The 20,779-nt window shown below is 69.1% G+C and carries 17 protein-coding genes; 8 read left to right on the top strand and 9 right to left on the bottom strand.

Annotated elements, in window-relative coordinates:
• Positions 1 to 108: 108 nt before the first annotated feature.
• The 3 genes from K320_RS0102555 to K320_RS0102565 form a co-directional block, all read right to left on the bottom strand.
• Positions 109 to 1,458 carry an alpha/beta hydrolase family protein gene (locus K320_RS0102555; RefSeq protein WP_024537316.1) on the bottom strand — a complete coding sequence of 450 codons (1,350 nt, stop codon included), beginning with the start codon at positions 1,456 to 1,458 and terminating at the stop codon, positions 109 to 111.
• Complete coding sequence (locus K320_RS18305; RefSeq protein ID WP_024537317.1) at positions 1,458 to 2,465, bottom strand: helix-turn-helix transcriptional regulator; 1,008 nt, start codon at positions 2,463 to 2,465, stop codon at positions 1,458 to 1,460. The genes K320_RS0102555 and K320_RS18305 overlap by 1 nt, the downstream gene beginning before the upstream one ends.
• A gap of 115 nt (positions 2,466 to 2,580) precedes the next feature.
• Positions 2,581 to 3,576, bottom strand: coding sequence for a helix-turn-helix transcriptional regulator (locus K320_RS0102565; RefSeq protein ID WP_024537318.1), 996 nt, complete (start codon positions 3,574 to 3,576; stop codon positions 2,581 to 2,583).
• A gap of 253 nt (positions 3,577 to 3,829) precedes the next feature.
• On the opposite strand from K320_RS0102565, the gene K320_RS0102570 reads away from it, so the two are divergent.
• Complete coding sequence (locus K320_RS0102570) at positions 3,830 to 4,525, top strand: IPTL-CTERM sorting domain-containing protein (RefSeq protein ID WP_024537319.1); 696 nt, start codon at positions 3,830 to 3,832, stop codon at positions 4,523 to 4,525.
• 133 nt (positions 4,526 to 4,658) lie between these two features.
• Here the strand turns inward: K320_RS0102570 and K320_RS0102575 are convergent, their stop codons facing one another.
• From K320_RS0102575 to K320_RS0102595, 5 genes are all read right to left on the bottom strand, one after another.
• Entirely contained in the window at positions 4,659 to 5,837 is a 1,179-nt protein-coding gene (locus tag K320_RS0102575) for a BMP family ABC transporter substrate-binding protein (RefSeq protein ID WP_024537320.1), read from the bottom strand.
• 46 nt (positions 5,838 to 5,883) lie between these two features.
• Positions 5,884 to 6,801, bottom strand: a complete 918-nt coding sequence (locus tag K320_RS0102580) for an ABC transporter permease (RefSeq protein WP_024537321.1) — start codon at positions 6,799 to 6,801, stop codon at positions 5,884 to 5,886.
• Positions 6,801 to 7,871 carry an ABC transporter permease gene (locus K320_RS0102585; protein ID WP_024537322.1) on the bottom strand — a complete coding sequence of 357 codons (1,071 nt, stop codon included), beginning with the start codon at positions 7,869 to 7,871 and terminating at the stop codon, positions 6,801 to 6,803. The genes K320_RS0102580 and K320_RS0102585 overlap by 1 nt, the downstream gene beginning before the upstream one ends.
• Entirely contained in the window at positions 7,858 to 9,438 is a 1,581-nt protein-coding gene (locus tag K320_RS0102590) for an ABC transporter ATP-binding protein (RefSeq protein ID WP_024537323.1), read from the bottom strand. Before K320_RS0102590 ends, K320_RS0102585 begins: the two co-directional genes overlap by 14 nt.
• Positions 9,439 to 9,616: 178 nt before the next feature.
• Positions 9,617 to 11,698 carry a sensor domain-containing diguanylate cyclase gene (locus tag K320_RS0102595; protein ID WP_024537324.1) on the bottom strand — a complete coding sequence of 694 codons (2,082 nt, stop codon included), beginning with the start codon at positions 11,696 to 11,698 and terminating at the stop codon, positions 9,617 to 9,619.
• Positions 11,699 to 11,938: 240 nt separating this feature from the next.
• Here K320_RS0102595 and K320_RS0102600 point away from each other — a divergent pair, with 240 nt between their 5' ends.
• The 5 genes from K320_RS0102600 to K320_RS0102620 all read left to right on the top strand — a co-directional run bounded on the left by K320_RS0102600 (position 11,939) and on the right by K320_RS0102620 (position 16,542).
• The gene (locus K320_RS0102600) at positions 11,939 to 12,397 is read left to right on the top strand and encodes an HIT family protein (protein ID WP_024537325.1); all 459 of its coding nucleotides are present in this window, start codon (positions 11,939 to 11,941) and stop codon (positions 12,395 to 12,397) included.
• Positions 12,397 to 13,635 (top strand): multidrug effflux MFS transporter, encoded by a 1,239-nt coding sequence (locus tag K320_RS0102605; RefSeq protein WP_024537326.1) that lies wholly within the window; start codon positions 12,397 to 12,399, stop codon positions 13,633 to 13,635. The genes K320_RS0102600 and K320_RS0102605 overlap by 1 nt, the downstream gene beginning before the upstream one ends.
• A 150-nt stretch (positions 13,636 to 13,785) precedes the next feature.
• Positions 13,786 to 14,817 carry a porin gene (locus K320_RS0102610; RefSeq protein ID WP_024537327.1) on the top strand — a complete coding sequence of 344 codons (1,032 nt, stop codon included), beginning with the start codon at positions 13,786 to 13,788 and terminating at the stop codon, positions 14,815 to 14,817.
• Positions 14,818 to 14,914: 97 nt separating this feature from the next.
• The gene (gene miaA / locus K320_RS0102615; protein ID WP_024537328.1) at positions 14,915 to 15,883 is read left to right on the top strand and encodes a tRNA (adenosine(37)-N6)-dimethylallyltransferase MiaA; all 969 of its coding nucleotides are present in this window, start codon (positions 14,915 to 14,917) and stop codon (positions 15,881 to 15,883) included.
• Positions 15,880 to 16,542: an ABC transporter ATP-binding protein gene (locus K320_RS0102620; protein ID WP_024537329.1), complete on the top strand. Its 663-nt coding sequence runs from the start codon at positions 15,880 to 15,882 to the stop codon at positions 16,540 to 16,542. Before miaA ends, K320_RS0102620 begins: the two co-directional genes overlap by 4 nt.
• A 12-nt stretch (positions 16,543 to 16,554) precedes the next feature.
• Here K320_RS0102620 and K320_RS0102625 read toward each other — a convergent pair whose 3' ends face one another.
• On the bottom strand, positions 16,555 to 16,983 hold the full coding sequence (locus K320_RS0102625) for an Hsp20/alpha crystallin family protein (RefSeq protein ID WP_024537330.1): 429 nt from the start codon (positions 16,981 to 16,983) through the stop codon (positions 16,555 to 16,557).
• Positions 16,984 to 17,098: 115 nt separating this feature from the next.
• Here K320_RS0102625 and K320_RS0102630 point away from each other — a divergent pair, with 115 nt between their 5' ends.
• Together K320_RS0102630 and K320_RS0102635 are read left to right on the top strand one after the other, a co-directional pair.
• Entirely contained in the window at positions 17,099 to 19,672 is a 2,574-nt protein-coding gene (locus tag K320_RS0102630) for an ABC transporter permease (protein ID WP_024537331.1), read from the top strand.
• The gene (locus K320_RS0102635; protein WP_024537332.1) at positions 19,672 to 20,775 is read left to right on the top strand and encodes a lipocalin-like domain-containing protein; all 1,104 of its coding nucleotides are present in this window, start codon (positions 19,672 to 19,674) and stop codon (positions 20,773 to 20,775) included. Before K320_RS0102630 ends, K320_RS0102635 begins: the two co-directional genes overlap by 1 nt.
• The last annotated feature ends 4 nt before the right edge of the window (positions 20,776 to 20,779 follow it).

A 20,779-nucleotide genomic window follows, 5' to 3' on the forward strand; every position in this document is an offset into this window, starting at 1 on the left:
ATACGCGGGAGCAACTGTAGGTGCCGGCAAGGCGGCTGCAAGGGCAGAGTCTTGGCCATACGTCCCGGCTGATGTCCTGGCATCCCGGGCCGGCGCTGGCAATGCGGCTCAGCCCGCAAACACCTCATCGAGCCAGTCCATCGAAACGGCCGCCGAATAGCCCAGGTTGGCCGTCTGGCAATGGCCCTCGGCGCCCTCTTCCAGCGTGAAGACATGGCTGGCTGTCGGCCCCGAAACGCGGCCCAGAAAGTGCGCGTGCTGCGCCAGCGGCTCCTTGCCTTCGCCACTGCCCACCAAGGCGAGTGCCGGGCAGCGGATGCGCGCAAGCGCCGCATCGTCGACCTGAAAATCGCGCAGGCGCTCATAGGTGGAGCGAAAGCCGGTGCCGCCCATGCGCAGCATCAGGTTGCGCAGCATCTCGCGCTGTTCCAGCGGCATGGCATCGGGCGGGATATGGTCAATATCCGCGAGCTGGATATCGTCCTCGGGCGGCATCCGCGCCGGGTCGAAACCGACGAAGGAGACCATGTAGTTGTGCAGATCGACGATGGGCGAATTGGCGATCAGCGCGGTGATGCGCGCGTCAAACGCCGCCATGCGCGTGGCGAAATAGCCGCCGTAGCTGATGCCCATCAGCGCCACATGGCGCGCATCGGTTTCGGGCCGCGCCAGCACGTAGTCCAGCGCCGCCCTGCCCACCCGTTCATAGTCGGGGATGAAGCTCATCGTGGGGTAGAAGCGCAGCGTGTCCATCTGCCCCGGCCCGGCCATCAGCAGCAGGTGGTAGCCCCGCGCCAGCGCCGCACGGCCGTAGGCGATCCAGGTTTCCTCCAGCGTGCCGTCGTAGCCGCTGATGAGCATCAGGGTCCTGCCCCTTGCTCCCGGCCTGCCATCCGGCGCGCGAAAGTAGTAGCCGGGCAGCGGCGTGTCGCCCCAGGGCAGGTTGACCACTTCCATGTCCAGCCCCCCCGCCTGCATGGCCGCGGCAAAGCAGGCACGGCTTTGCAGGCCCAGGCGCCGGTGCTCCGGTTCGGCAATGCTGGCGTAATACTCCGCCGCGCGCCAGCTGTTGCAGGCCACCAGGTACTGCTCGTGCGCGCTCAAAGCGTGGCCGCGCTGGGCACGCGCGAGCGCATCGGCCTCTTGCCGCGCGGCGGCCTGGCTGAACTCGGCCACCCAGCTGGCCGGGTCGGCATTGGTGATGCGCTGGGCGAGCGCCAGGCATTCGCCCAGCGATGCACCGCCATGGCGCGCGCTGCCGATCTGGCGGATGAGCTGGAAATCCATCTCGGCATCGGCAAAGCCGCGCACCCGCAGCTGGCCGCGCTCCAGGCCGGAATCGCCGCCTGAATCCTTCGCCGACGCGCTGCAATGGGTGACCGCGGGCGCCATCACCACGGTGGCGGCCGATGCGAGAAAGCTGCGCCGGGGCAGGCCCGTGTCGTGGATTGGTTTCATCAAAATTCCTTGGCTTGAAAATCGGCCCCGCGCGAGCGCGCCCGCCACTCCGTGGGCGAGCAGCCAAAGCGCGCGCGAAACAGCTTGCTGAACGCCGAGGCATCGGCAAAGCCGCAGCGCCAGGCAAGCGCCCCCACAGGCACCCGTCCATGCTGCGCCAGCAAGCACTGGGCACGCTGCAGACGGATATCGCGCAGGGCGCCCATCACGGTCTGCTCGCTGTCCGCAAAGGCTTCGTACAGCCGCGTGCGCGAGCAGCCTGCGCCGTGCGCTATCGTTTCCGCATCAAGCTCGGGGCGGTGCGCGTGCTGCTCCATGAAACGCAGCGCCGCCGCACGGCGCCCGGCGTGCAGGCTTTCCTGCGCATCGTGCAGATCTGCGGCAGCGCCCTGGCGGCCCAGATGGCGCAGCATCAGCAGCGCGAGGGCACGCGTGGCCCGCAGCAGATCGGCATGGTCCCGTCCATCAAGACCGTCTTGGCGCAGCAGCAGAGCGGCATGCGCGAGCTGGCTGGAAAACGCCGGGGCGAGCGCGCAGCGCGCGCTGAGCAACCGGGTGGCGGGCTCGCACCCGAGCGCGGCACGCGCTTCCTCGCGCGGCAGCGCCAGAAACACCTGGCGCGCGCCCGGCCCCCAGTGGAAAATGCCCGGCTCCCGCGCCACGCACAGATTGAGCGCGCCCGGCCCCTTGCCGGCCCAGGCCTGGGGGCGCAGGCGGCCTGCCTGCATCAGGGTGAGCACCACCATGTCATCGCGCAGCGCCCGGCGCGCGCCGGTGCGCATCACATAGGCCGAAGAGCGCGTGCTGCCGAGCGTGCATTCGTCCAATGTCAGCGTGGTGAGCTCCGCCTCCAGGGGGTGCCCGGGCACGGGCTGGAAATCCACCCAGGGATGGGCGATCTCCTGCCACGCCTGCACGCGCACGGCAGGATCGAGCGCACCGCAATCATGGTGCTCCAGGACGCACGCGAGCGGCGCGGCGGACGGCGCGACAGAGAGTTCCAACATGCGGATCGATTCTAGGAATCCGCACCTCTTTCGAGAGCGGACCGTGGACGCATTCCCGCAGGTCGGGACGCATTCCCGCAAGCTTTTCAGGCGCGCCTTGCGCGCGGCAACAGCGTCAGTCCGGACGGTTCGCGAGCGCCTGGCGGTACCAGTCGGTCGGGGTGCATCCAAAACGTGCGCGAAACAGCTTGCTGAAGTCCGACGCGCTGGCAAATCCGCAATGCCAGGCCACCGCGCCCACATGCAGGCGCAGGCTTTGCTCGATGCCGCGCCGCGCCCGCTGCAGGCGCAACTCGCGCAGCGCGCCCATCACCGTTTGCCCCTGCGCGGCAAAGGCCTCGTACAGCCGGGTGCGCGAGCAGCCCACGGCCCGGGCAATGTCCGCCACATCCAGCGCCACGCGGTGCGCCTGCTGCTCCATGTGACGCAGCGCCGCTGCATGGCGCCCCGCGTGCAGGCTCTCGTGCAGGTCCGGCAGATCGCTGGCCAGCCCCTCGCGCCCCAGATTGCGCAGCATCAGCAGCGCCAGCGTGCGGGTGGCATCCAGCAGCACCGCGAAATCCTCGTCGGTCAGCGTGCCGGGTGCGCGCGCCAGCCGCCCGAGGTGGCTGAGCTGGCTGCCGAGCAGGGGCGCCAGAGCGCACTGCCCCGGCGTGAGCAGCACATTGCCGGGCTGCCGGCCCAGCGCCTCCCACACCGCGCGCCGCGGCAGCGCCACATAGGTCTGGCGCGCGTGCTGGCTCCAGCGGTAGGCGCCCTCCTGCTGCGGTGCATACAGCCCCAGCGTCCCGGCGCCCGCGCGATGGCCCTGGCCGGGCGCGGCATTGAAATCCAGATGCCCCGCCTCCAGCAGCGAGAGCACCACCATGTCCTCGCCCGGCGGGACATGCCGGGCATGGGTGCGCATCTCATAGGCCGTCGAGCGCTTGGTGCCGAAAAAGCAATCCTGCCCGCGCAGCAGCGACCAGGAAGCTTCCAGTTCGGCGCCTGAAGAGAGCGGCTGCACGTCCACCCAGTTGTGCGCCACGTCGTGCCAATACGGCAGGCGGACGGCGGGATCGACCTCGCGGGAGGACCAGTGTTCCAGCACGCAGGGGGGTGGGTTGTGCATGCAGCGCAGTGTACTTTTATGCATGAAGCCATACCGTACCGCCGCCGCCCGGTGCCCGCCGGGACGCACGGACCCAAGCTGGGACGCCCTTCCACCACCGCGCCGGCCACCACGGCAGACCGCGCCCCTAGACTTTTCGCCAGCACCCAAACGCTCCTGCCCATCGGAACGGAAAGGCATCTTCGCCACTATGAAACCAAGAGCTGCTCGCGCTTTCCACACAAGCCTTGAATGGCAAAAAGACCCAAAAATCATGGCGTGCCTGCTGGCCGTCGCCGCAGCGCTGCTGCCTGCGGCCGCCCTTGCCAGCCCCTACGCCAGCACCTACACCGGCACCATCGCCCACTCCGACATGACCGCCGACGCACCCGACGGCGCCACGTTCACCCTGACTCTGGTGTTCGACAACGGCGGCACCACGGCGGCAGGCCAGAACTGGGGCACGGGCGATATCACCTGCGGCTTCTGGCGCTGGCGCGTGGACGGCACGCGCAGCGTCGCGGTCGCCCTGGATTTGGGTGCGGTCGGCGCCGCAGGCACGGGCACGGCCATCACCAATGCCCTGGGCGCGCTGACAGGTATGTTCACCGACGTCAACACGGGCGGCACCCTGGCCTGGGCGGACTACGGCATCGGCGGCCTGCCCGCGGGCTCCTTCATCGGCTGGGCCGCCGATGGCGGCGGGCAGATTTTCGGCATGGCGGCGGGCGGCAGTCTCCACAGCTTCGACGATGGTTCGGGTACCGCCGCGGGCGGTGTGCAGATGCTGGCGAGCCGCTGGAGCGCCGCGCTGCCCTTCACCGGCGCCTGCGACGCGAGCGCCGTCCCACCCGTGCCACCCACTCCGCCCGCGCCCACCGCCATCCCGGCGCTCTCGTCCTGGGGCGTGCTGCTGCTCTCGGGCCTGCTGGGCCTGGGGGCGCTGGGGTGCCACCGAAAATTTGAATGATTCATGGCTTAAACGATTATCCAGCAAGCGCTGGCAGCTATCGTGGAAATAGCAAACCCGCTGCAACGCCCGCCTGAACCCCCGCCAACGACAAGGGCCGCGCATGGCGGCCCCTGGTCATGCCATCAGGCGCTTACTTGCCGTCGGTGCCCGGCACCTTGCCTTCCACGCCCTTGACGAAGAAGTTGATGCCGCGCAGGAAGTCGTCGTCGGCCACCTTGCCCTCGGCCAGCACTTCCTTGCCGGTGTTGTCGGACAGCGGACCCTTCCAGATGTGGTAGCTGCCGTCCTTCAGGCCGGCCTTGAGTTCTTCGAGCCTGGTCTTGGCCTCGGCGGGTACGTCATCGGCGATGGAAACGAGGTCGATCGCGCCTTCCTTCACGCCCCACCACTGGTTCGGCCCGGTCTTCCAGGTGCCGTCCAGCACTTCGCCCACGGCCTTCTTGTAGTAGGGCTCCCAGTTGATGATGGCCGAGGCCAGGTGCGCCTTGGGGCCGTAGGCGGTCATGTCCGAATCCCAGCCAAAGGCGCGCTTGCCCATCGATTCGGCGGTCTTGAGCACGGCAGGCGAATCGGTGTTCTGGAACAGCACGTCGGCGCCGCCGTTGATCAGCGAGGTGGCGGCCTCGGTTTCCTTGGGCGGGTTGTGCCATTCGTTGATCCACACCACCATGGTCTTGATCTTGGGGTTGCTGATTTGCGCGCCCAGCGTGAAGCTGTTGATGTTGCGCACCACCTCGGGGATGGGCACGGTGCCGACCACGCCCAGCACGTTGGCCTTGGTCATCGCTCCCGCGATCACGCCGGCCATGAAGGCGCCTTCGTAGGTGCGGCTGTCGTAGGTGCGCAGGTTGGGCGCGGTCTTGTAGCCGGTGGCGTGCTCGAACTTCACGTCGGGGTTGTCGGCGGCCACCTTCAACATGGGCTCCATGAAGCCGAAGCTGGTGCCGAAGATCAGCTTGTTGCCCTGCGCCACCAGGTCGCGCGCCACGCGTTCGGTGTCGGCGCCCTCGGGCACGTTCTCGACGAAGCTGGTCACGACCTTGCCGGCGAAATCCTTCTCCACCGCCTTGCGCCCGTTGTCATGCGCATAGCTCCAGCCACCGTCGCCGACCGGTCCGACGTAGATCCAGGCGGCCTTCAGCGGCTCCGCCGGCGCCGGGGCGGGCGCGGCGGCAGGGGCTGCGGCCGCCTCCGGCGCCGGGGCGGGAGCCGGCGCAGGTGCCTCCTTCTGCCCGCAGGCCGCCATGGTCAGCGTCGCGGCCGAAGCCATGGCCAGGCGCAGCGCGGTACGTTTGTTGATATCCATCATCAAGGAATCCTCCGGGAACAGGGGTAGGGGAAAAATGCAAGCGGCATCAGCCGGGATAAAAAGGCTTGCCGAGCGAGGCAGGCATGTTGACACGAATCCAGGTCGGATTGCGCGAGATGAGCGCCAGCACGACGACCGTGGCCAGGTAGGGCATGGCGCTGAGCAGCTGGCTGGGGATGTGCGAGCCCTGGCTCTGCAGATAGAACTGCAGCATCGTCACGCCGCCAAAGAGGTAGGCGCCCAGCAGCACGCGCATCGGGCGCCAGGTGCCGAAGGTGGTCAGCGCCAGGGCGATCCAGCCTTTGCCCGCCACCATGCCTTCCACCCACAGCGGCGTGTATACCAGCGACAGGAATCCCCCCGCCAGGCCGCAGAGCGCGCCGCCGGCAACCACCGCCAGCATGCGGATGCGGCGCACCGGATAGCCCAGCGCGTGCGCCGATTCGGGCGATTCGCCCACCGCGCGCAGCACCAGCCCGACGCGCGTGCGGTAGAGCATCCAGATGAGCACGAGGGTCAACGCGATGCAGACGTACACCAGCGGATGCTGGCGCATCAGCGCCGGGCCGATGACGGGCACATCGCCGAGTCCAAGCCAGTTGAAGCGCGGACGCTCCGCCAGCCTGGCCTGCACGTAGCCCGTGCCGACGAAGGCCGAAAAACCCGCGCCGAACAGCGTAAGCGCCAGCCCCGTGGCGTACTGGTTGGCATTGAGCCAGATGACCAGCCAGCCAAAGGCCGCCGACAGCAGCGCGCCGACGGCCATCCCGGCGAGGAAGCCCAGGGTATCGCTGCCCGTGTGCACCGCCGTGGCAAAGCCGGCGATCGCGGCGCACAGCATCATGCCCTCGGCGCCCAGGTTCACGATGCCGGATTTTTCATTGATGAGCAGGCCCAGCGCGGCCAGCGCCAGCACCGTGCCGGCGCTCAGCGTCGAGGCAAAAAGGAGTGGATAGGCTTCCATCAGCGAACCCCCACGCGGCTGGCGCGGCGAATGCGGTAATTGACCAGCGTGTCGCAGGCCATGAGCGAGAACAGCAGCAGGCCCTGGAACACGTCGGTGAGCGACTTGGGCAGGCCCAGGCGCGATTGCGCGAGTTCACCGCCGATGTAGAACATGCTCATCAGGATAGCCGCCAGCACCATGCCCAGCGGATGCAGCCGCCCGACGAAGGCGACGATGATGGCCGCGAAGCCATAGCCCACCGGCACGTAGGGCGTGAGCTGCCCGACCGGGCCGGCCACCTCCAGCGCGCCTGCCAGGCCGGCCGTGGCGCCGGAAATGAGCAGCGCCGTCCACAGCGCGCTGCGCGAGGAAAACCCGGCATAGCGGGCCGCCGCGGGCGCCACGCCGCCCACCTGCAGGGCGTAGCCGGCGCGCGTCCTGAACAGGTACAGCCACAGCAGCGCCGCCCCGGCCAGCGCGATCAGCGCGCCGATGTTCACGCGCGAGCCCGCCATCAGCTTGGGGATGCGCGCCACCGCCTCGAAGGTGCGCGTCTGCGGGAAGTTGTAGCCCATCGGGTCTTTCCACGGGCCGAACACCAGGTAATTGAGCACCTGGATGGCCACATAGACCAGCATCAGGCTGACGAGAATTTCACCGGCGTTGAAGCGGTCGCGCAAAAAGGCCACGATGGCCGCCCACAGCATGCCGCCGACCACGCCGGCCAGCAGGACGACCACCACGATCCAGCGCCCCGTCTCCTTGCCCGCCATGAGCGCGGCGCCGCCGGCGAAGATGGCGCCGATCACATACTGCCCCTCGGCGCCGATGTTCCAGATGTTGGAGCGAAAGCACACCGCCAGGCCGAGCGCGATCAAAAGCAGCGGCGTGGCCTTCACGCCCAGTTCGCCCAGCGCATAGGCGGATTTGATCGGCTCCCAGAAGAACACCAGCAGGCCCTTGACCGGGTCCTTGCCGAGCAGGGAAAACAGCAGCACGCCCAGCACCACGGTGATCGCCAGCGCCAGCAGCGGCGAGGCCCAGGCCCAGGTGCGCGATGGCGTGGGGCGCAGTTCAAGCCGCAGCATGGGCCACCTCCTTCTCGCTCGCCTGCGCGCCCTCGGCGCCAGGCCACAGGCCGCTCATCCACTGGCCGATCTGCTCCACGCTCGCGTCCTTGCGCGCCAGGCTGGGCGAGAGCTGGCCCTTGGCGATGACGTGCAGGCGGTCGCAGATTTCAAACAATTCGTCGAGTTCCTCGCTCACCACCAGCACCGCGCAGCCCGCATCGCGCAGCGCCAGGATTTCGCCGCGGATCTGCGCCGCCGCGCCCACGTCCACGCCCCAGGTGGGCTGCGAGACGATGAGCAATTTCGGCCTGGCGTCGATCTCGCGGCCCATGATGTATTTCTGCAGGTTGCCGCCCGAGAGCGAGCGCGCCGCCGCGTGCGTGCCCGCCGCCTTCACGTTGAAGCGCCCGATGATGTCGGCCGACTGCGCGCGCAGCCTGCCCATGCTGAGCCATCCCATGCGGCCCACGGCCTCCTTGCGGGTGAGCAGCAGGTTCTGCGCCAGGCTCATGTCCGGCACCGCGCCGCGCCCCAGGCGCTCCTCGGGAACGAAGTGCAGCCCGAGCGCACGGCGGCCAAACGGGCGCATGCGCCCCGCCGGCTTGCCTGCTATCGAAATCGATGCTGGCAGCGCGCGCCGGTCTTCACCAGAAAGGGAAAAAAGCAGTTCACGCTGGCCATTGCCGGAAACCCCCGCGATGCCCACCACCTCGCCCGCGCGCACCTCCAGCGATACCTCGTGCAAGTCCACGCCAAACGGCGAATCGCGCTCCAGGCTCAACTGGTTCACCGCCAGCACCGCCGCGCCCGGCTCCTTGGCGACATGCGTGAGCGGCGGCGGCTCGGCGCCGATCATCAGGCGCGAGAGCGAGGCATTGGTCTCCTGGCGCGGATCGCACACGCCCGTGACCTTGCCGCCGCGCATCACCGTGCAGGCGGTGCACAGCGCGCGGATTTCGTGCAGCTTGTGGCTGATGTAGAGGATGGAACAGCCCTCGGAGGACAGGCGCCGCAGGGTGACGAAGAGCTTTTCGACCGCCTGCGGCGTGAGCACCGAGGTGGGCTCGTCCAGGATCAGCAGGCGCGGGCCCGCCAGCAGCGCGCGGATGATCTCCACCCGCTGCATCTCGCCCACGCTCAGCGTGTGCACCGGCCGCAGCGGATCGACATCCAGCCCGTAGGCCGTGGCGGTATCGCGGATGCGCTGCGTCACCTGCGCCAGCGGCAGCGATTTATCCAGGCCCAGCCAGACGTTCTCCGCCACCGAAAGCGTCTCGAACAGGCTGAAATGCTGGAACACCATCGCGATGCCGAGCTGGCGCGCCGCCTGCGGATTGCGCACCAGCGCCAGATGCCCATCGACGCGCATCTCGCCCGCATCGGGCTTGACCGCGCCGTAGATGATCTTCATCAGCGTGGATTTGCCCGCGCCGTTCTCGCCCAGCACCGCATGCACCTCGCCGGGCTGCACGGTCAGCGACACATCGCTGTTGGCGACGACGCCGGGGTAGCGCTTGGTGATGCCGCTCAGCTGCAGCCGGGGCACGGCCGCATCGGGCGCGGGGTTGACATGCAGGGACGGCATGCTGGTTTGTCTCTCTTGTGGGTATGGATGAAATTTTTGCCCGGCGGAACAAGGACGGCAGCGGCCTATTGTGTGCCACTACCAGACCACCGTTGGCCAAAAATTGCATACGATCATTGTGCACCGAAATTGTGCACATAAAATCGCCGGCGCAAATCAGCACAAACCCGGAGCACCGTCAGGCCGGCTCCGCGGGTTGCGGCTCTGCCCTCACCTCCACCCGGTTGCGCCCCGCCCGCTTGGCCGCGTAGCAGGCCATGTCGGCACTTGCGAGCACATCGGCCACCGCAGCGCCGTGCAGCAGCATGACGAGGCCGATGCTCAGGCTCATCGAGAAGCTGCGTCCGTGGTAAGTGGGCTCCCAGCCCGCCACCGCCAGGCGCAGCTGGTCGGCCAGCGCCGTGGCACGGTGCACATTGGCACCGGGCAGCACCACCGCGAACTCATCTCCGCCCAGGCGCGCCACCCAGCCCATCTGGCGCACCTGCGCCGCCAGCAGACGCGCGAGGTGGCGCAACACGTCATCGCCCGACGCGTGGCCGGCCAACTCGTTGATGAGGGTGAAGTGGTCGACATCGATATGCAGCAAGGCGCCGGCCTCGGGGAACAGCGCCGCATTGGCGCGCGCGCCGCGGCCCACGCGCTCGGACAGCAGCAGCTGCAGGCGCCGCTCGAGTGCCGCGCGGTTGGGCAGGAAGGTGAGCATGTCGTTCCAGCGCTCCCAGTCATGCTGGCGGCGCGCCTCGCGCTCGGCAGAACCGTCTTCCAGCACCCAGACCACGCCCTCCACCGGCCCCTCCAGCCGCACGGGAGCTCCCTGCACCCGGGCCCAGAAGGTAGCGCCGTCGCTGCGTGCCAGCGGCAACTCGCCATGAAAGCTCCCATGCGCTGCGAAATCGGCGCGCACGCGTTCGAGCACATCGGCGCCATCGGGCGCACTGGAGACCAGTTGCAGCAGGTCACGCCCCACCAGCTGCGCCGATGTTTCGTATCCCAGCATGCGGCAAGCCTCGCCGCTGACCAGCTCTATGCGCTGCGCGCGCGTCAGCGCTATGCCCAGCGGCACGTGCTCCAGCACGGCGTCCAGGTGGCGCGAGAGCACCAGCGCGTTGCGCAGCTGCTGGCGGCGCAGCTGCACCAGGCGGCCGAAGACGCGCACCACATCATCGACTTCGCCATTGGCAAGCGAGCGGCGCTGCTCCGCCCACGGCACGCTGGCCGGATGCTCCCCTGCCAGCACTGCCCGCGCACGCTGGCGCAGCAGCGTGAGCGGACGCGTCAGCCACCACAGGGCTCCCAATCCCAGCAGGGCCACCAGCACCATGCCCGCGCCAGCCACCCACCATGCGCGCTGCTCGGCCGCCACCAGGGGCTGCAGCAGCGCCGGGGTGTGGTTCACCCGCACGACCACCCATTGCGGCAGTCCCACCACGGCCCAGCCCACGACAGAGCCATCCGCCAGCACTACCTTGCCCGGCGCCACGGGCGAGCGCACCGCGCCATTGCGCATGAACAGCCCCCCGAGCTCCGGCTCGTCGCGCAGCGGGCCCAGCACCCGGGCGGGATCGGGGTGCGACAGGATCACCCCGTCGCGCGAGAAAATCACAAAGCGCGTGTTGTCGCGCACCGGGAGGGCCAGCGCGGGCGGCAGCAGGCTTTGCGACTGCAGGCGCAATGCCCCCGCCACCACCGCCGTGACGCCTCCAGCACCATCGAGCACCGGCAGCGCCAGCAGCAGCTGCGCCTGGGCGGCGGTGTCGCCCAGCACGCCCGAGACCATGGGCTTGCCATTCGCCCGCACGCGCTGCAGCACCTCCTGCTGCGCGCCGGAGATGGCGGCCACCGGTTCCACCCGGTCACCCTGCAGGCGCAGGCCGGTCGCGGCATCCGCCTTGAGCACCACCACCGAATCGAACACGCGTCCCACCTGCCGCCCCTGCAGCAGCCAGGCGCGCAGCTTGGGATTGGAATTGAGCACCACAGGCGTCACGCCGTCGGCCACCGTGCCCAGCAGCTTCAGGTTCTGCTCGATCTTGCTCGAAAGCATGCGGGCGAGCATTTCCACCTCGCCGCCGTCCTGGTCGAGGATGCGCTGCACCGTCTGCGGCTCGCTGGAGCGCGACATCAGCCATGCGGACGCAACCCCGCTGGCGATCACCGCCACCAGCAGCAGCAAGGCCAGTGCACGCACCAGGGGGCCAGGCAGCCAGGCGCGGCGCAGTGCCGCTTCCGGCACCGCCATGTCGGGGGCGGCGCTCATCAGCGGCCCTCCCAAACGGTGCCCCTACCGGCCAGCGTCAAATCCAAGACCATCCGCATCTGAAGGCATCCAGCCGATCCCGCGCCGGCTCCCGAACGACTATAGGCAGGGACGGCAGGCCCGCGCCTTGGGTACAACCCTGTGATGCCGCAAGGAAAACCCTAGGTTTGCCCCCTGCCGCCGCGCCACGGCTTCATCGCCGATGCGGCGACAATCGCACCCGTCCTCACAGAGTCCGCCATGCCGAATTTCACCGACACCTCCGCCCCCGGTTCCTGCATCTTCTGCCGCCTCATCGCCGGTGACATCCCCAGTGCCAGGGTGTTCGAGGACGATCAGACCGTGGCCTTCATGGATCTGGGCCAGGTCAACCCGGGGCATGTGCTCATCGCCACGCGCCGCCACCACGCGACGCTGTGGGATGTGACGCCCGAAGAAGCCGCCGCCGTGATGCGCACGGCGCACCGCATCGCCGCTGCCGCGCGCACGGTGTTCGAGCCGGCAGGGCTGATGCTGCTGCAGGCCAACGGCGCCGTGGCCGGGCAGACCGTGGCGCACTTTCATTTGCACGTGGTGCCGCGCCACGCCCAGGATGGCATCGACTTCACCTGGCCGCGCAAGAACCCCGGCGCCGACCAGCTCGCCGATTACGCTCGCCGCCTGCAGGCAGCGCTTTTCGCCACCGGCTCTGCCTCCTGATGCCACCCGCTGCCCCCCAGGCGGGTGCGCTGGAATCCGGCGCGGTTTCGCCCGCACTGGCCATCGTGGCGCTGGCGCTGCTGCTGAGCATCCAGCCCATCACCACCGACGTCTACCTGCCGGCATTGCCCGCGCTCACGCGCGATCTGCAGGCACCGGTCTCGGCGGCGCAGCTCACGCTGTCGGCGCTGCTGCTCGCGTTCGGCTGCTCGCAGCTGTTCTGGGGCGCGCTGTCGGACCGCTTCGGGCGCCGCCCCATCCTGCTGGCGGGGCTCACGGCCTACGCCATCGCCTCCATCGGCAGCGTGCTGGCGCCCAGCATGGGCTGGCTGGTCGCCTGGCGCGTGGTGCAGGGGGCGGCGATGGGCGCCGCCGTGATGTGCGCCCGCGCCATCGTGCGCGACCTTTACACGCCACTGGCCGGTGCGCGCGCGATGTCGCGCGCGCTGACCGGTCTGGGCGTGATCGCCGCCCTGTGCGCGCCGACCGGCGGCCTGGTGACCGAATGGCTGCACTGGCGCGCCGCCCTGCTGGTCTGCACTCTCTATGGCTGCGCCGTACTGGCGCTGGTGGTGCTGCGCCTGCCCGAGACCCTGCGGCAGCGCAACCCGGCGGCGCTGCAACCGGCGGTGCTGGTGCGCACCTGGGCGCTGGTCACACGCTCGCCCACTTTTCTCGCCTATTCGCTGCTGACCTGCGCCACCTATGGCGGGCTGTTCACGTTTCTCGCGGCGTCGCCCTTCATCTTCATCGAGGTGCTCGGCCTGTCGCGGGCCGAATTCGGCCTGGCGCTGTTTTCGATCTCCATGTTCTACCTGACCGGCACGTTGCTGTGCCGTCGGCTGCTCGCGCGCCTGGGGCTGCGGCGCACGGTGGCCGTGGCCGGCTGGCTCAGCCTCTCGGGCGGGGTGCTGATGCTGCTTTCAGCCTCGCTGGGAGCGCGCGGCATCGCCACGCTGCTGCCGCCGTTTTACCTGTTCATGCTGGGCCACGGCATCCACCAGCCCTGCGGACAGGTAGGCGCGGTATCCCCCTTTCCGCAGGCCGCAGGCGTGGCGTCCGCCCTGAACGGATTCATGATGATGGTCGTGGCCTTTGCCGCCGGCTTCTGGCTCGGCAACGCGCTCGATGGCACCATCTGGCCGCTGGTGCACGGCACCCTGTTGTGGGGCGTGGTGACGGCGGTCATCGCCTGGACGCTGGTGCAGCGCCACGGCGAGCCGCAGGAGGGGCACTGAGCGGCGCAAACTGATGCAGCCACGCCACAACCGCCAGGGGCGGTGCCGCCGACGCTTGCGGTTTGGCCGGTATTTTGTATACACTTTTGTGAACGACCGGCAATTCTGCCGCATTTCCAACCAGAAGCCGCATCCACCACAGGAGACACAATGCGTAAATCATGGATAGCCTTTGCCGCCGCCGCGGCTTGCACCCTGGGCGCGCAGGCGCAAAGTTCGGTGCAGCTGAGCGGCCTCGCCGACGTGTACGCCGGCTCCATCCGCATGGCCGGCGACGCCTCTCGCCACAACGGCCTGGGCGACAGCGGCCTGACCACCTCCTGGGTCGGTCTCAAGGGCTCGGAAGACCTGGGCAGCGGACTCAAGCTCAACTTCGCCTTCACCTCGTTCTTCAAGCTGTCCAACGGCTCGCAGGGACGCTTCCCCGGCGACACCTTCTGGTCGCGCGATGCCAACATCGGCCTGTCCGGCAATTTCGGCTCCGTGACGCTGGGCCGCTGGCTGGCGCCCAACTTCCTGCCGTCCATCCTCGGCAACCCGCTGGGCGATTCGTTCACCTTCGCGCCGCTGATCCTGCACATGGACGTGCCGCTCTTCAACGGCAGCGGCTGGGGCAGCACGGTCGAGAGCGACACCGGCTGGAGCAACCAGATCGCCTATACCACGCCAAATCTGGGTGGCTTCACGGGCACGGTGCACTACCAGCTGGGCAACAGCAACGCAGCCGACAAAGGCAAGCGCAACGTGGGCGCGAGCTTTCTGTATTTCCAGGGCCCCCTGACGGTGACGGGCTTCTACGAGCGCGACCAGATCGCCAACCCCGTCCCTGCCGCGCTTGGCTACACCAAGACCAACTGGCTGCTGACGGGCGCCTACGACTTCAAGGTCGTCAAGCCCTACATCGGCTACGGCCAGGCCAAGGTGACTGCGCTCGGCGGCAACGCCAAAACCATCCACCTGGGCGCATCCGCGCCGCTGGGCGGCACGGGCAGCCTGATCGCCTCCTGGGCCCGCACCCGCAACACCATCGGCGGGGCAAGCGCCACGCGCAAGACCTTGACCGTGGGCTACGACTACTTCATGTCCAAGCGCACCGATCTGTACGTGATGTACATGAACGACCGCATCACCGCGCAGACCAGCGGCAACAGCTTCGGGGTGGGCATCCGCCACCGCTTCTGAGCGACGGCAGTTTTCTGATTCCAAGGTCTTGAACAGCCCGCAGTGCGCACCACTGCGGGCTTTTTTGCCTGCGCCGCTCTGCTACGCTCAGAGGCGCATGACCAACACCTCGCCGGATTTTTCACAAGCGCCGCCCGTTCTGGCCATCATCGGCCCCACGGCCAGCGGCAAGACGGCAGCGGCGCTGGCGCTGGCCAGGCAGCTGCCGGTCGAAGTCATCAGCATGGACTCGGCCCTCGTCTACCGCGGCATGGACGTAGGCACGGCCAAGCCCACGGCCGAGGAACGGCGGGCCGTGCCGCACCACCTGATCGATATCCGCGATCCGCGCGACGCCTACTCGGCCGCGGAGTTCGCGCGGGATGCGCTGCGCCTTGTCCAGACCATCCGGGCGCGTGGCGCATTGCCGCTGCTCGTGGGCGGCACGCTGCTGTACTTCAAGGCACTGACCGAGGGCATCGCCCGGCTGCCGCCGGCCGATGCCGCCCTTCGCGCACGGATTGAAGCGCAGGCCGCGGCCCTCGGCTGGCCGGCCCTGCATGCCCGGCTCGCGCAGGTCGATCCGGCCACCGCCGCGCGGCTGGCGCCCAATGACGGCCAGCGCATCCAGCGCGCCCTCGAAGTCTGGCAACTGGCAGGTCGGCCGATGTCTACGCTGATCGCTCTCAATAAGGAAGCTGCCTGCGCCCTTCCCATAAGCGCTGGAGCCGTATTTTCCCTTGAACCCACCGACAGGGGCTGGCTGCACGAGCGCATCGCCCGACGCTTTGCGCTGATGCTGCAGCAAGGTTTCATCGACGAGGTGCGCGGCCTGCGCGCGCGCGGCGACCTGCACGCGGACTTGCCCAGCATGCGCTGCGTCGGCTACCGCCAATGCTGGCAGGCGCTGGACGGGGCCTTTCCGCTGGCGGAGATCGCCGATCGCGGCATGGCCGCCACGCGCCAGCTCGCCCGGCGCCAGCTCACCTGGCTGCGCTCCATGCCCGGGCGGCACGCCATCGCCGCCGATGCGCCCGACGCCACCGACAGGCTCGTGCGCGCCGCGCTGGGGCTGCTGCACCGATGACAGCCCTGCTCATCGTCCGGCAGCTCGCGCGCCGCTACGGGCCGCAAACCGTCTTTGAGAACGTGAACCTGCAGGTCGCTCGCGGTGAATTCGTCGCCATCGTCGGCGACTCGGGCGTGGGCAAATCCACGCTGCTCAATTGCCTGGCCGGACTCGATGCCTGGGACGAGGGCGAAGTGCGGTTGGATGGCGCCGACCTGACGGCGATGGACGACACCGCCCGCGCGCTCTGGCGCCGCGCGCATGTGGGGTTCGTCTTTCAGGCCTTTCACGTCCTGCCGCACCTGAGCGTGGCGCAGAACGTGGCGCTGCCGCTGCTGCTGCTCAGGCAACCCGACGAGGGCCGCGTCCGGCAGATGCTGGCCGCCGTCGGACTGCAAGGCCTGGAAGAACGGTTGCCGCAGCAGCTGAGCGGCGGCCAGTTGCAGCGCGTGGCGATTGCCCGCGCCCTGGTGCACCGGCCCGCGCTGCTGCTGGCCGACGAGCCCACCGGCAATCTCGACCCGGCCACCGCGGCGCGGATCATGGATTTGCTGCTGCAGCAGACGCGCGAGCATGGCGCCGCGCTGGTGCTGGTGACGCACGCCAGCGCCGCGGCGGCGCGCGCCGACCGGCTGCTGCGCCTCACCGCCCAGGGCATCACGCGCCTTGAGCGATAAGGCCTGCCCGCATCACTGCACCGCCAGGCGCTGCACCTTGCCTTCGAGTTTCTTGGGCAATGTGAGCGTCAGCACGCCGTTGTCGTACCTGGCCTTGGCGCTGGCGGCATCGACTTCGACCGGCAGCTGAAAGCTGCGCGCCACCGAGCCGAAGTAGCGCTCGCTGCGCAGCAGCTTTTCGCCGTCCTTCTTCCCGTCGTGCTGCTGCACCTCGGCGCGCAGCGTGACGACGGCGCCGTCGATGGACACCTGGATGTCCTCCTTGGGCACGCCTGGCAGCTCGGCCTGCACCCTGTAGGCGGCGTCATCTTCCTTCACGTCGATGCGGATCTGCGACGGCTGCGGCAGCGCGTCGCCGTGCAGCGGGCGCACATAAAAACCCGGGGCGACATCGCGGAAAAATTCATCAAACAGGCTGGGGCGGGACATCAATGCATTCATGGTTCAACTCCTGGTGTGGTTGCGCCGCGGACTGCGGCATGCACCCTACATGCGCACGCCGCTGCGCGTTTCAAGAGGGCGACAAGCCGCGGCGCAAGCACGCACAATCACGTCCATGCACGGCCTGTTTTCGGTGTTCTCCTGGCAAGACCTGCGCCAGCACCCGTGGCGCAGCCTGGCGGCCGTCACGGCGGTGATGCTGGGCGTGGCGCTGGCGCTCGCGGTGCATCTCATCAACGCCAGCGCACTGGCGGAATTCGCGCAAGCCACACGCGCAGCCAACGGGCAAAGCGATCTGCAATTGCGCCCGCGCCAGGGCTTGCTGGCGCAAGCGCTGTATGCCCAGGTTGCGCGCAACCCGCTGGTGGCGCACGCCAATCCGGTCCTTGAAGCGCACCTGAAAGCCTCCACCGCCGACGGCCGTGAAGCCCAGCTGCATCTGGTGGCTGCCGATACCTTGCAACTGTCCGCCACGGCGCCCGCACTCATGCCACAGCCGTGGCCCACGCAGGACCGCCTTGTGCTGTTTGCGCCGCGCACGGTGTTCCTCAACGCCAGCGCCCGCCACGCGCTCGGGCTTGCCGACGGCACGGCCACGCTCTCGCTGCAGGCAGGCCTTGCCAACGTGCCAGTGCAGGTGGCCGGCAGTGTCGCCGCAGCCGGCCCGCCGCTCATGGTGATGGATATCGCCGCCGCACAGGATCTGCTGGGGCAGGATGGCTGGCTCAGCCGCATCGACCTGCAACTGCGCCCCGGTGCGAGCCGACAGGCACTGTCCGAGCAGCTCTGGGGCGATAGCGGTGGCGCCAGCCAATTTCTGCTGGCTGAGCCACCGGACAGTGCCACGCAGCTTGGCCAGCTCTCACGCGCCTACCGCGTAAACCTGGCTGCACTGGCGTTGGTGGCACTGTTTACCGGGGCCTACCTCGTGTATTCGGTGCTGGCGCTGGCCGTGGCACGTCGCCAGCCGCAACTGGCGCTGTTGGCGGTACTGGGCGCCACCCCACGTCAACGCCTGCAGCTGGTGCTGGGCGAAGCCGCCTTGCTCGGCTGCGTCGGCAGTCTGCTCGGAGTCCTGCTGGGCACGCTGCTGGCCAGCGTGGCGCTGCAACTGGCCGGAGGCGACCTGGGCGGGGGCTACTTCGCCGGTGCCACGCGGTTGCACTGGAACTCGGCGGCGGCCCTGGCCTACGCGCTGCTGGGGCTGGGCTGCGCCCTGTTGGGCGGCTGGTGGCCGGCACGCGCCGCGCAGCACCTGCCGCCGGCGCAAACGCTCAAGGGCCTGGGCCTTGCGGCAGAGACCGGCACAGCCACGCTGGCCATCGCGGGCGCCGGGCTGCTGGCAACGGGCGCACTGCTGGCCCTTGCGCCACCCATCGCCGGCGTGCCGCTGGCTGCCTACCTGTCCGTCGCGCTGCTGCTGATCGGCGGCATCACGCTGCTGCCCTGGCTGATCGCGCTGCTGCTGCGCGCGGGGCTGCCACTGGCCCGCCACCGCGCGCTGCTGATGCTGGCGCTGGAGCGCGCCCGCCGCACGCGCGGCGCCGCTGCCGCCACCGTGGGCGGCGTGGTGGCGGCGCTGAGCCTGGCCGTGGCACTCACCGTCATGGTCGCGAGTTTCCGCACCTCGGTGCAGCAATGGCTCAGCGCCATGCTGCCCGCGCCGCTGTACCTGCGCGCCAGCGGCCAGCCGCGCGGCGACGCAGCCGCCGTATTCAGCGCTGCCTTGGTGCAGCAGGTGCAGCGGCTCCCCGAGGTCGAGCGGCTGGTGGCGCTGCGCGGCAGCAGCGTCCAGCTGAACGCCGACATGCCAGCCATCGCAGTGCTGGCCCGCCCCATCGGGCCGCAGCCCGAACGCAGCCTGCCGCTGGTGGGCAGCGCCCTGCCGGTGCCTGCGGGGCGCATGCCGATCTACGTCAGCGAAGCCGTGGCCGACCTGTACGGCGTGCATCCTGGCGACGACTGGCCCGCATTATCCAAGGCATTTTCCCTTGCAGCCCATACTGGCAAAGCGCAAGCAGCACCTTTTTTCATAGCAGGTGTGTGGCGCGACTATGTCCGGCAATCGGGCGCCGTGGCGATGGAGCGCACGGATTTCATCCGCCTGACGGGCGACACCCACGCCAGCGACCTGGCGCTCTGGCCCGCCGCAGGCACCGACCCTGCAGCCCTGCGCCAGACCATCCTGGCCGCGGTTGCCAGCCAGGGCGCCCAGCCTGATGCCCTGGAATTCAGCAGCACGCAAAGCATCCGCCAGCGCTCGCTGGCACTGTTCGACCGCAGCTTTGCCGTCACCTACTGGCTGCAGGCGGTGGCGATCGGCATCGGGCTGTTTGGCGTGGCCGCCAGCCTGTCCGCGCAGGTGCTGGCGCGGCGCAAGGAATTCGGCCTGCTCGCGCATCTGGGCCTCACGCGCCGCCAGATTCTTGGCGTGGTGGCCGGCGAAGGCGCGGCATGGATGACGGTCGGCGCCGTCGCCGGCACGCTGCTGGGTCTGGCCGTTTCGCTGGTGCTGGTGCGCGTGGTCAACCCGCAGAGTTTTCACTGGAGCATGGATCTGGAGGTGCCCTGGCTGCGGCTGGGCGCGCTCGCGCTGGTGGTGGCGGCGGCGGGCACCTTCACCGCCCTGCTGGCGGGCCGGGCCGCGGCTGGCAGCGATGCGGTGCTGGCCGTGAAAGAGGATTGGTGATGCCCGCGCTCCCCATCCGCCGCCGCTGGCTGCTGGCTGCCGGCCTGGCCACCTGCATTCCCGGCGCCTACGCCCTGCCGCCGCGTGCCTTGAGCTTCCCGCGCGACCATGGCAGCCACCCGCTGCTTCGCACCGAATGGTGGTACATCACCGGCCAGTTGCGCGCGGCAGGCACGCTCTGGGGCTTTCAGATCACCTTCTTCCGCTCACGTGTGGACGTGGCACGAAGCCTGCGCTCGGCCTTCGCCGCCAGGCAGCTGCTGTTCGCCCATGCCGCGCTCACCGACGTGGCCGGAAAACGCCTGCGGCATGACCAGCGCATCGCGCGCGCCGGCTTTGGCGTCGCACAGGCCAGTGAAACCGATACCGATATCCGTCTGAACGACTGGCGGCTGCAACGCCAGCCCAGCAGCACACCAGGAGACAGCCGCTACACCATCCACGCCCAGGCGCAGGACTTCGCCTTGGCGCTCACGGCCACCAGCACGCAACCGATCCTGCTGCAGGGCGACCATGGCTTGTCCCGCAAAGGGCCGCTGCCGGAAAACACCAGCTGCTACGCCAGCCAGCCGCAGCTCGCTCTGTCAGGCCACATCCAGGTGGGCGCAAAGCAACTGCCTGTTCAGACCGGCGCACCGCAAGACAACCGCGCCTGGATGGACCATGAATGGAGCGAGGCATTGATGCACCCCGACGCCGTCGGCTGGGACTGGATAGGCATCAACCTCACCGACGGCGGCGCACTGACGGCCTTCGTCCTGCGCCGCGCCGATGGCAGCCCGCTCTGGGCCGGCGGCTCGCTGCGCGCCGGCGCCCATGCGCCGGTCCAGGCGTTCGATCACGACACCGTGCGCTTCACGCCGCTGCGCCACTGGACCAGCCCCGCCACGGGCACCCGCTACCCGGTGCAGCAGCAGATGGCCTGCCCAGCCGGGCGTTTCACCATCACCGCGATGGTGGATGACCAGGAGCTGGACAGCCGTGCATCGACGGGCGCGATCTATTGGGAGGGCCTGAGCACCCTCACTGACGCGCAAGGGCGAGAAGTGGGGCGTGGCTATCTGGAGCTGACGGGGTACGCGCAACGCCTGCGGCTGGACTGAGCCG

The sequence above is a fragment of the Comamonas badia DSM 17552 genome (assembly GCF_000484635.1).
GTDB classification, from domain to species: domain Bacteria; phylum Pseudomonadota; class Gammaproteobacteria; order Burkholderiales; family Burkholderiaceae_C; genus Comamonas_C; species Comamonas_C badia.

What these genes read in the sequence shown, in the direction of transcription:
- K320_RS0102630 (WP_024537331.1), top strand. Translation starts at nt 17,099, where the DNA reads ATGCACGGCCTGTTTTCGGTGTTCTCCTGGCAAGACCTGCGCCAGCAC.
- K320_RS0102610 (WP_024537327.1), top strand. Translation starts at nt 13,786, where the DNA reads ATGCGTAAATCATGGATAGCCTTTGCCGCCGCCGCGGCTTGCACCCTG.
- K320_RS0102595 (WP_024537324.1), bottom strand. Translation starts at nt 11,698, where the DNA reads ATGAGCGCCGCCCCCGACATGGCGGTGCCGGAAGCGGCACTGCGCCGC.
- K320_RS0102625 (WP_024537330.1), bottom strand. Translation starts at nt 16,983, where the DNA reads ATGAATGCATTGATGTCCCGCCCCAGCCTGTTTGATGAATTTTTCCGC.
- K320_RS0102575 (WP_024537320.1), bottom strand. Translation starts at nt 5,837, where the DNA reads ATGATGGATATCAACAAACGTACCGCGCTGCGCCTGGCCATGGCTTCG.
- K320_RS0102570 (WP_024537319.1), top strand. Translation starts at nt 3,830, where the DNA reads ATGGCGTGCCTGCTGGCCGTCGCCGCAGCGCTGCTGCCTGCGGCCGCC.
- K320_RS0102555 (WP_024537316.1), bottom strand. Translation starts at nt 1,458, where the DNA reads ATGAAACCAATCCACGACACGGGCCTGCCCCGGCGCAGCTTTCTCGCA.
- miaA (WP_024537328.1), top strand. Translation starts at nt 14,915, where the DNA reads ATGACCAACACCTCGCCGGATTTTTCACAAGCGCCGCCCGTTCTGGCC.
- K320_RS0102565 (WP_024537318.1), bottom strand. Translation starts at nt 3,576, where the DNA reads ATGCACAACCCACCCCCCTGCGTGCTGGAACACTGGTCCTCCCGCGAG.
- K320_RS0102635 (WP_024537332.1), top strand. Translation starts at nt 19,672, where the DNA reads ATGCCCGCGCTCCCCATCCGCCGCCGCTGGCTGCTGGCTGCCGGCCTG.
- K320_RS0102590 (WP_024537323.1), bottom strand. Translation starts at nt 9,438, where the DNA reads ATGCCGTCCCTGCATGTCAACCCCGCGCCCGATGCGGCCGTGCCCCGG.
- K320_RS0102600 (WP_024537325.1), top strand. Translation starts at nt 11,939, where the DNA reads ATGCCGAATTTCACCGACACCTCCGCCCCCGGTTCCTGCATCTTCTGC.
- K320_RS0102605 (WP_024537326.1), top strand. Translation starts at nt 12,397, where the DNA reads ATGCCACCCGCTGCCCCCCAGGCGGGTGCGCTGGAATCCGGCGCGGTT.
- K320_RS18305 (WP_024537317.1), bottom strand. Translation starts at nt 2,465, where the DNA reads ATGTTGGAACTCTCTGTCGCGCCGTCCGCCGCGCCGCTCGCGTGCGTC.
- K320_RS0102580 (WP_024537321.1), bottom strand. Translation starts at nt 6,801, where the DNA reads ATGGAAGCCTATCCACTCCTTTTTGCCTCGACGCTGAGCGCCGGCACG.
- K320_RS0102585 (WP_024537322.1), bottom strand. Translation starts at nt 7,871, where the DNA reads ATGCTGCGGCTTGAACTGCGCCCCACGCCATCGCGCACCTGGGCCTGG.
- K320_RS0102620 (WP_024537329.1), top strand. Translation starts at nt 15,880, where the DNA reads ATGACAGCCCTGCTCATCGTCCGGCAGCTCGCGCGCCGCTACGGGCCG.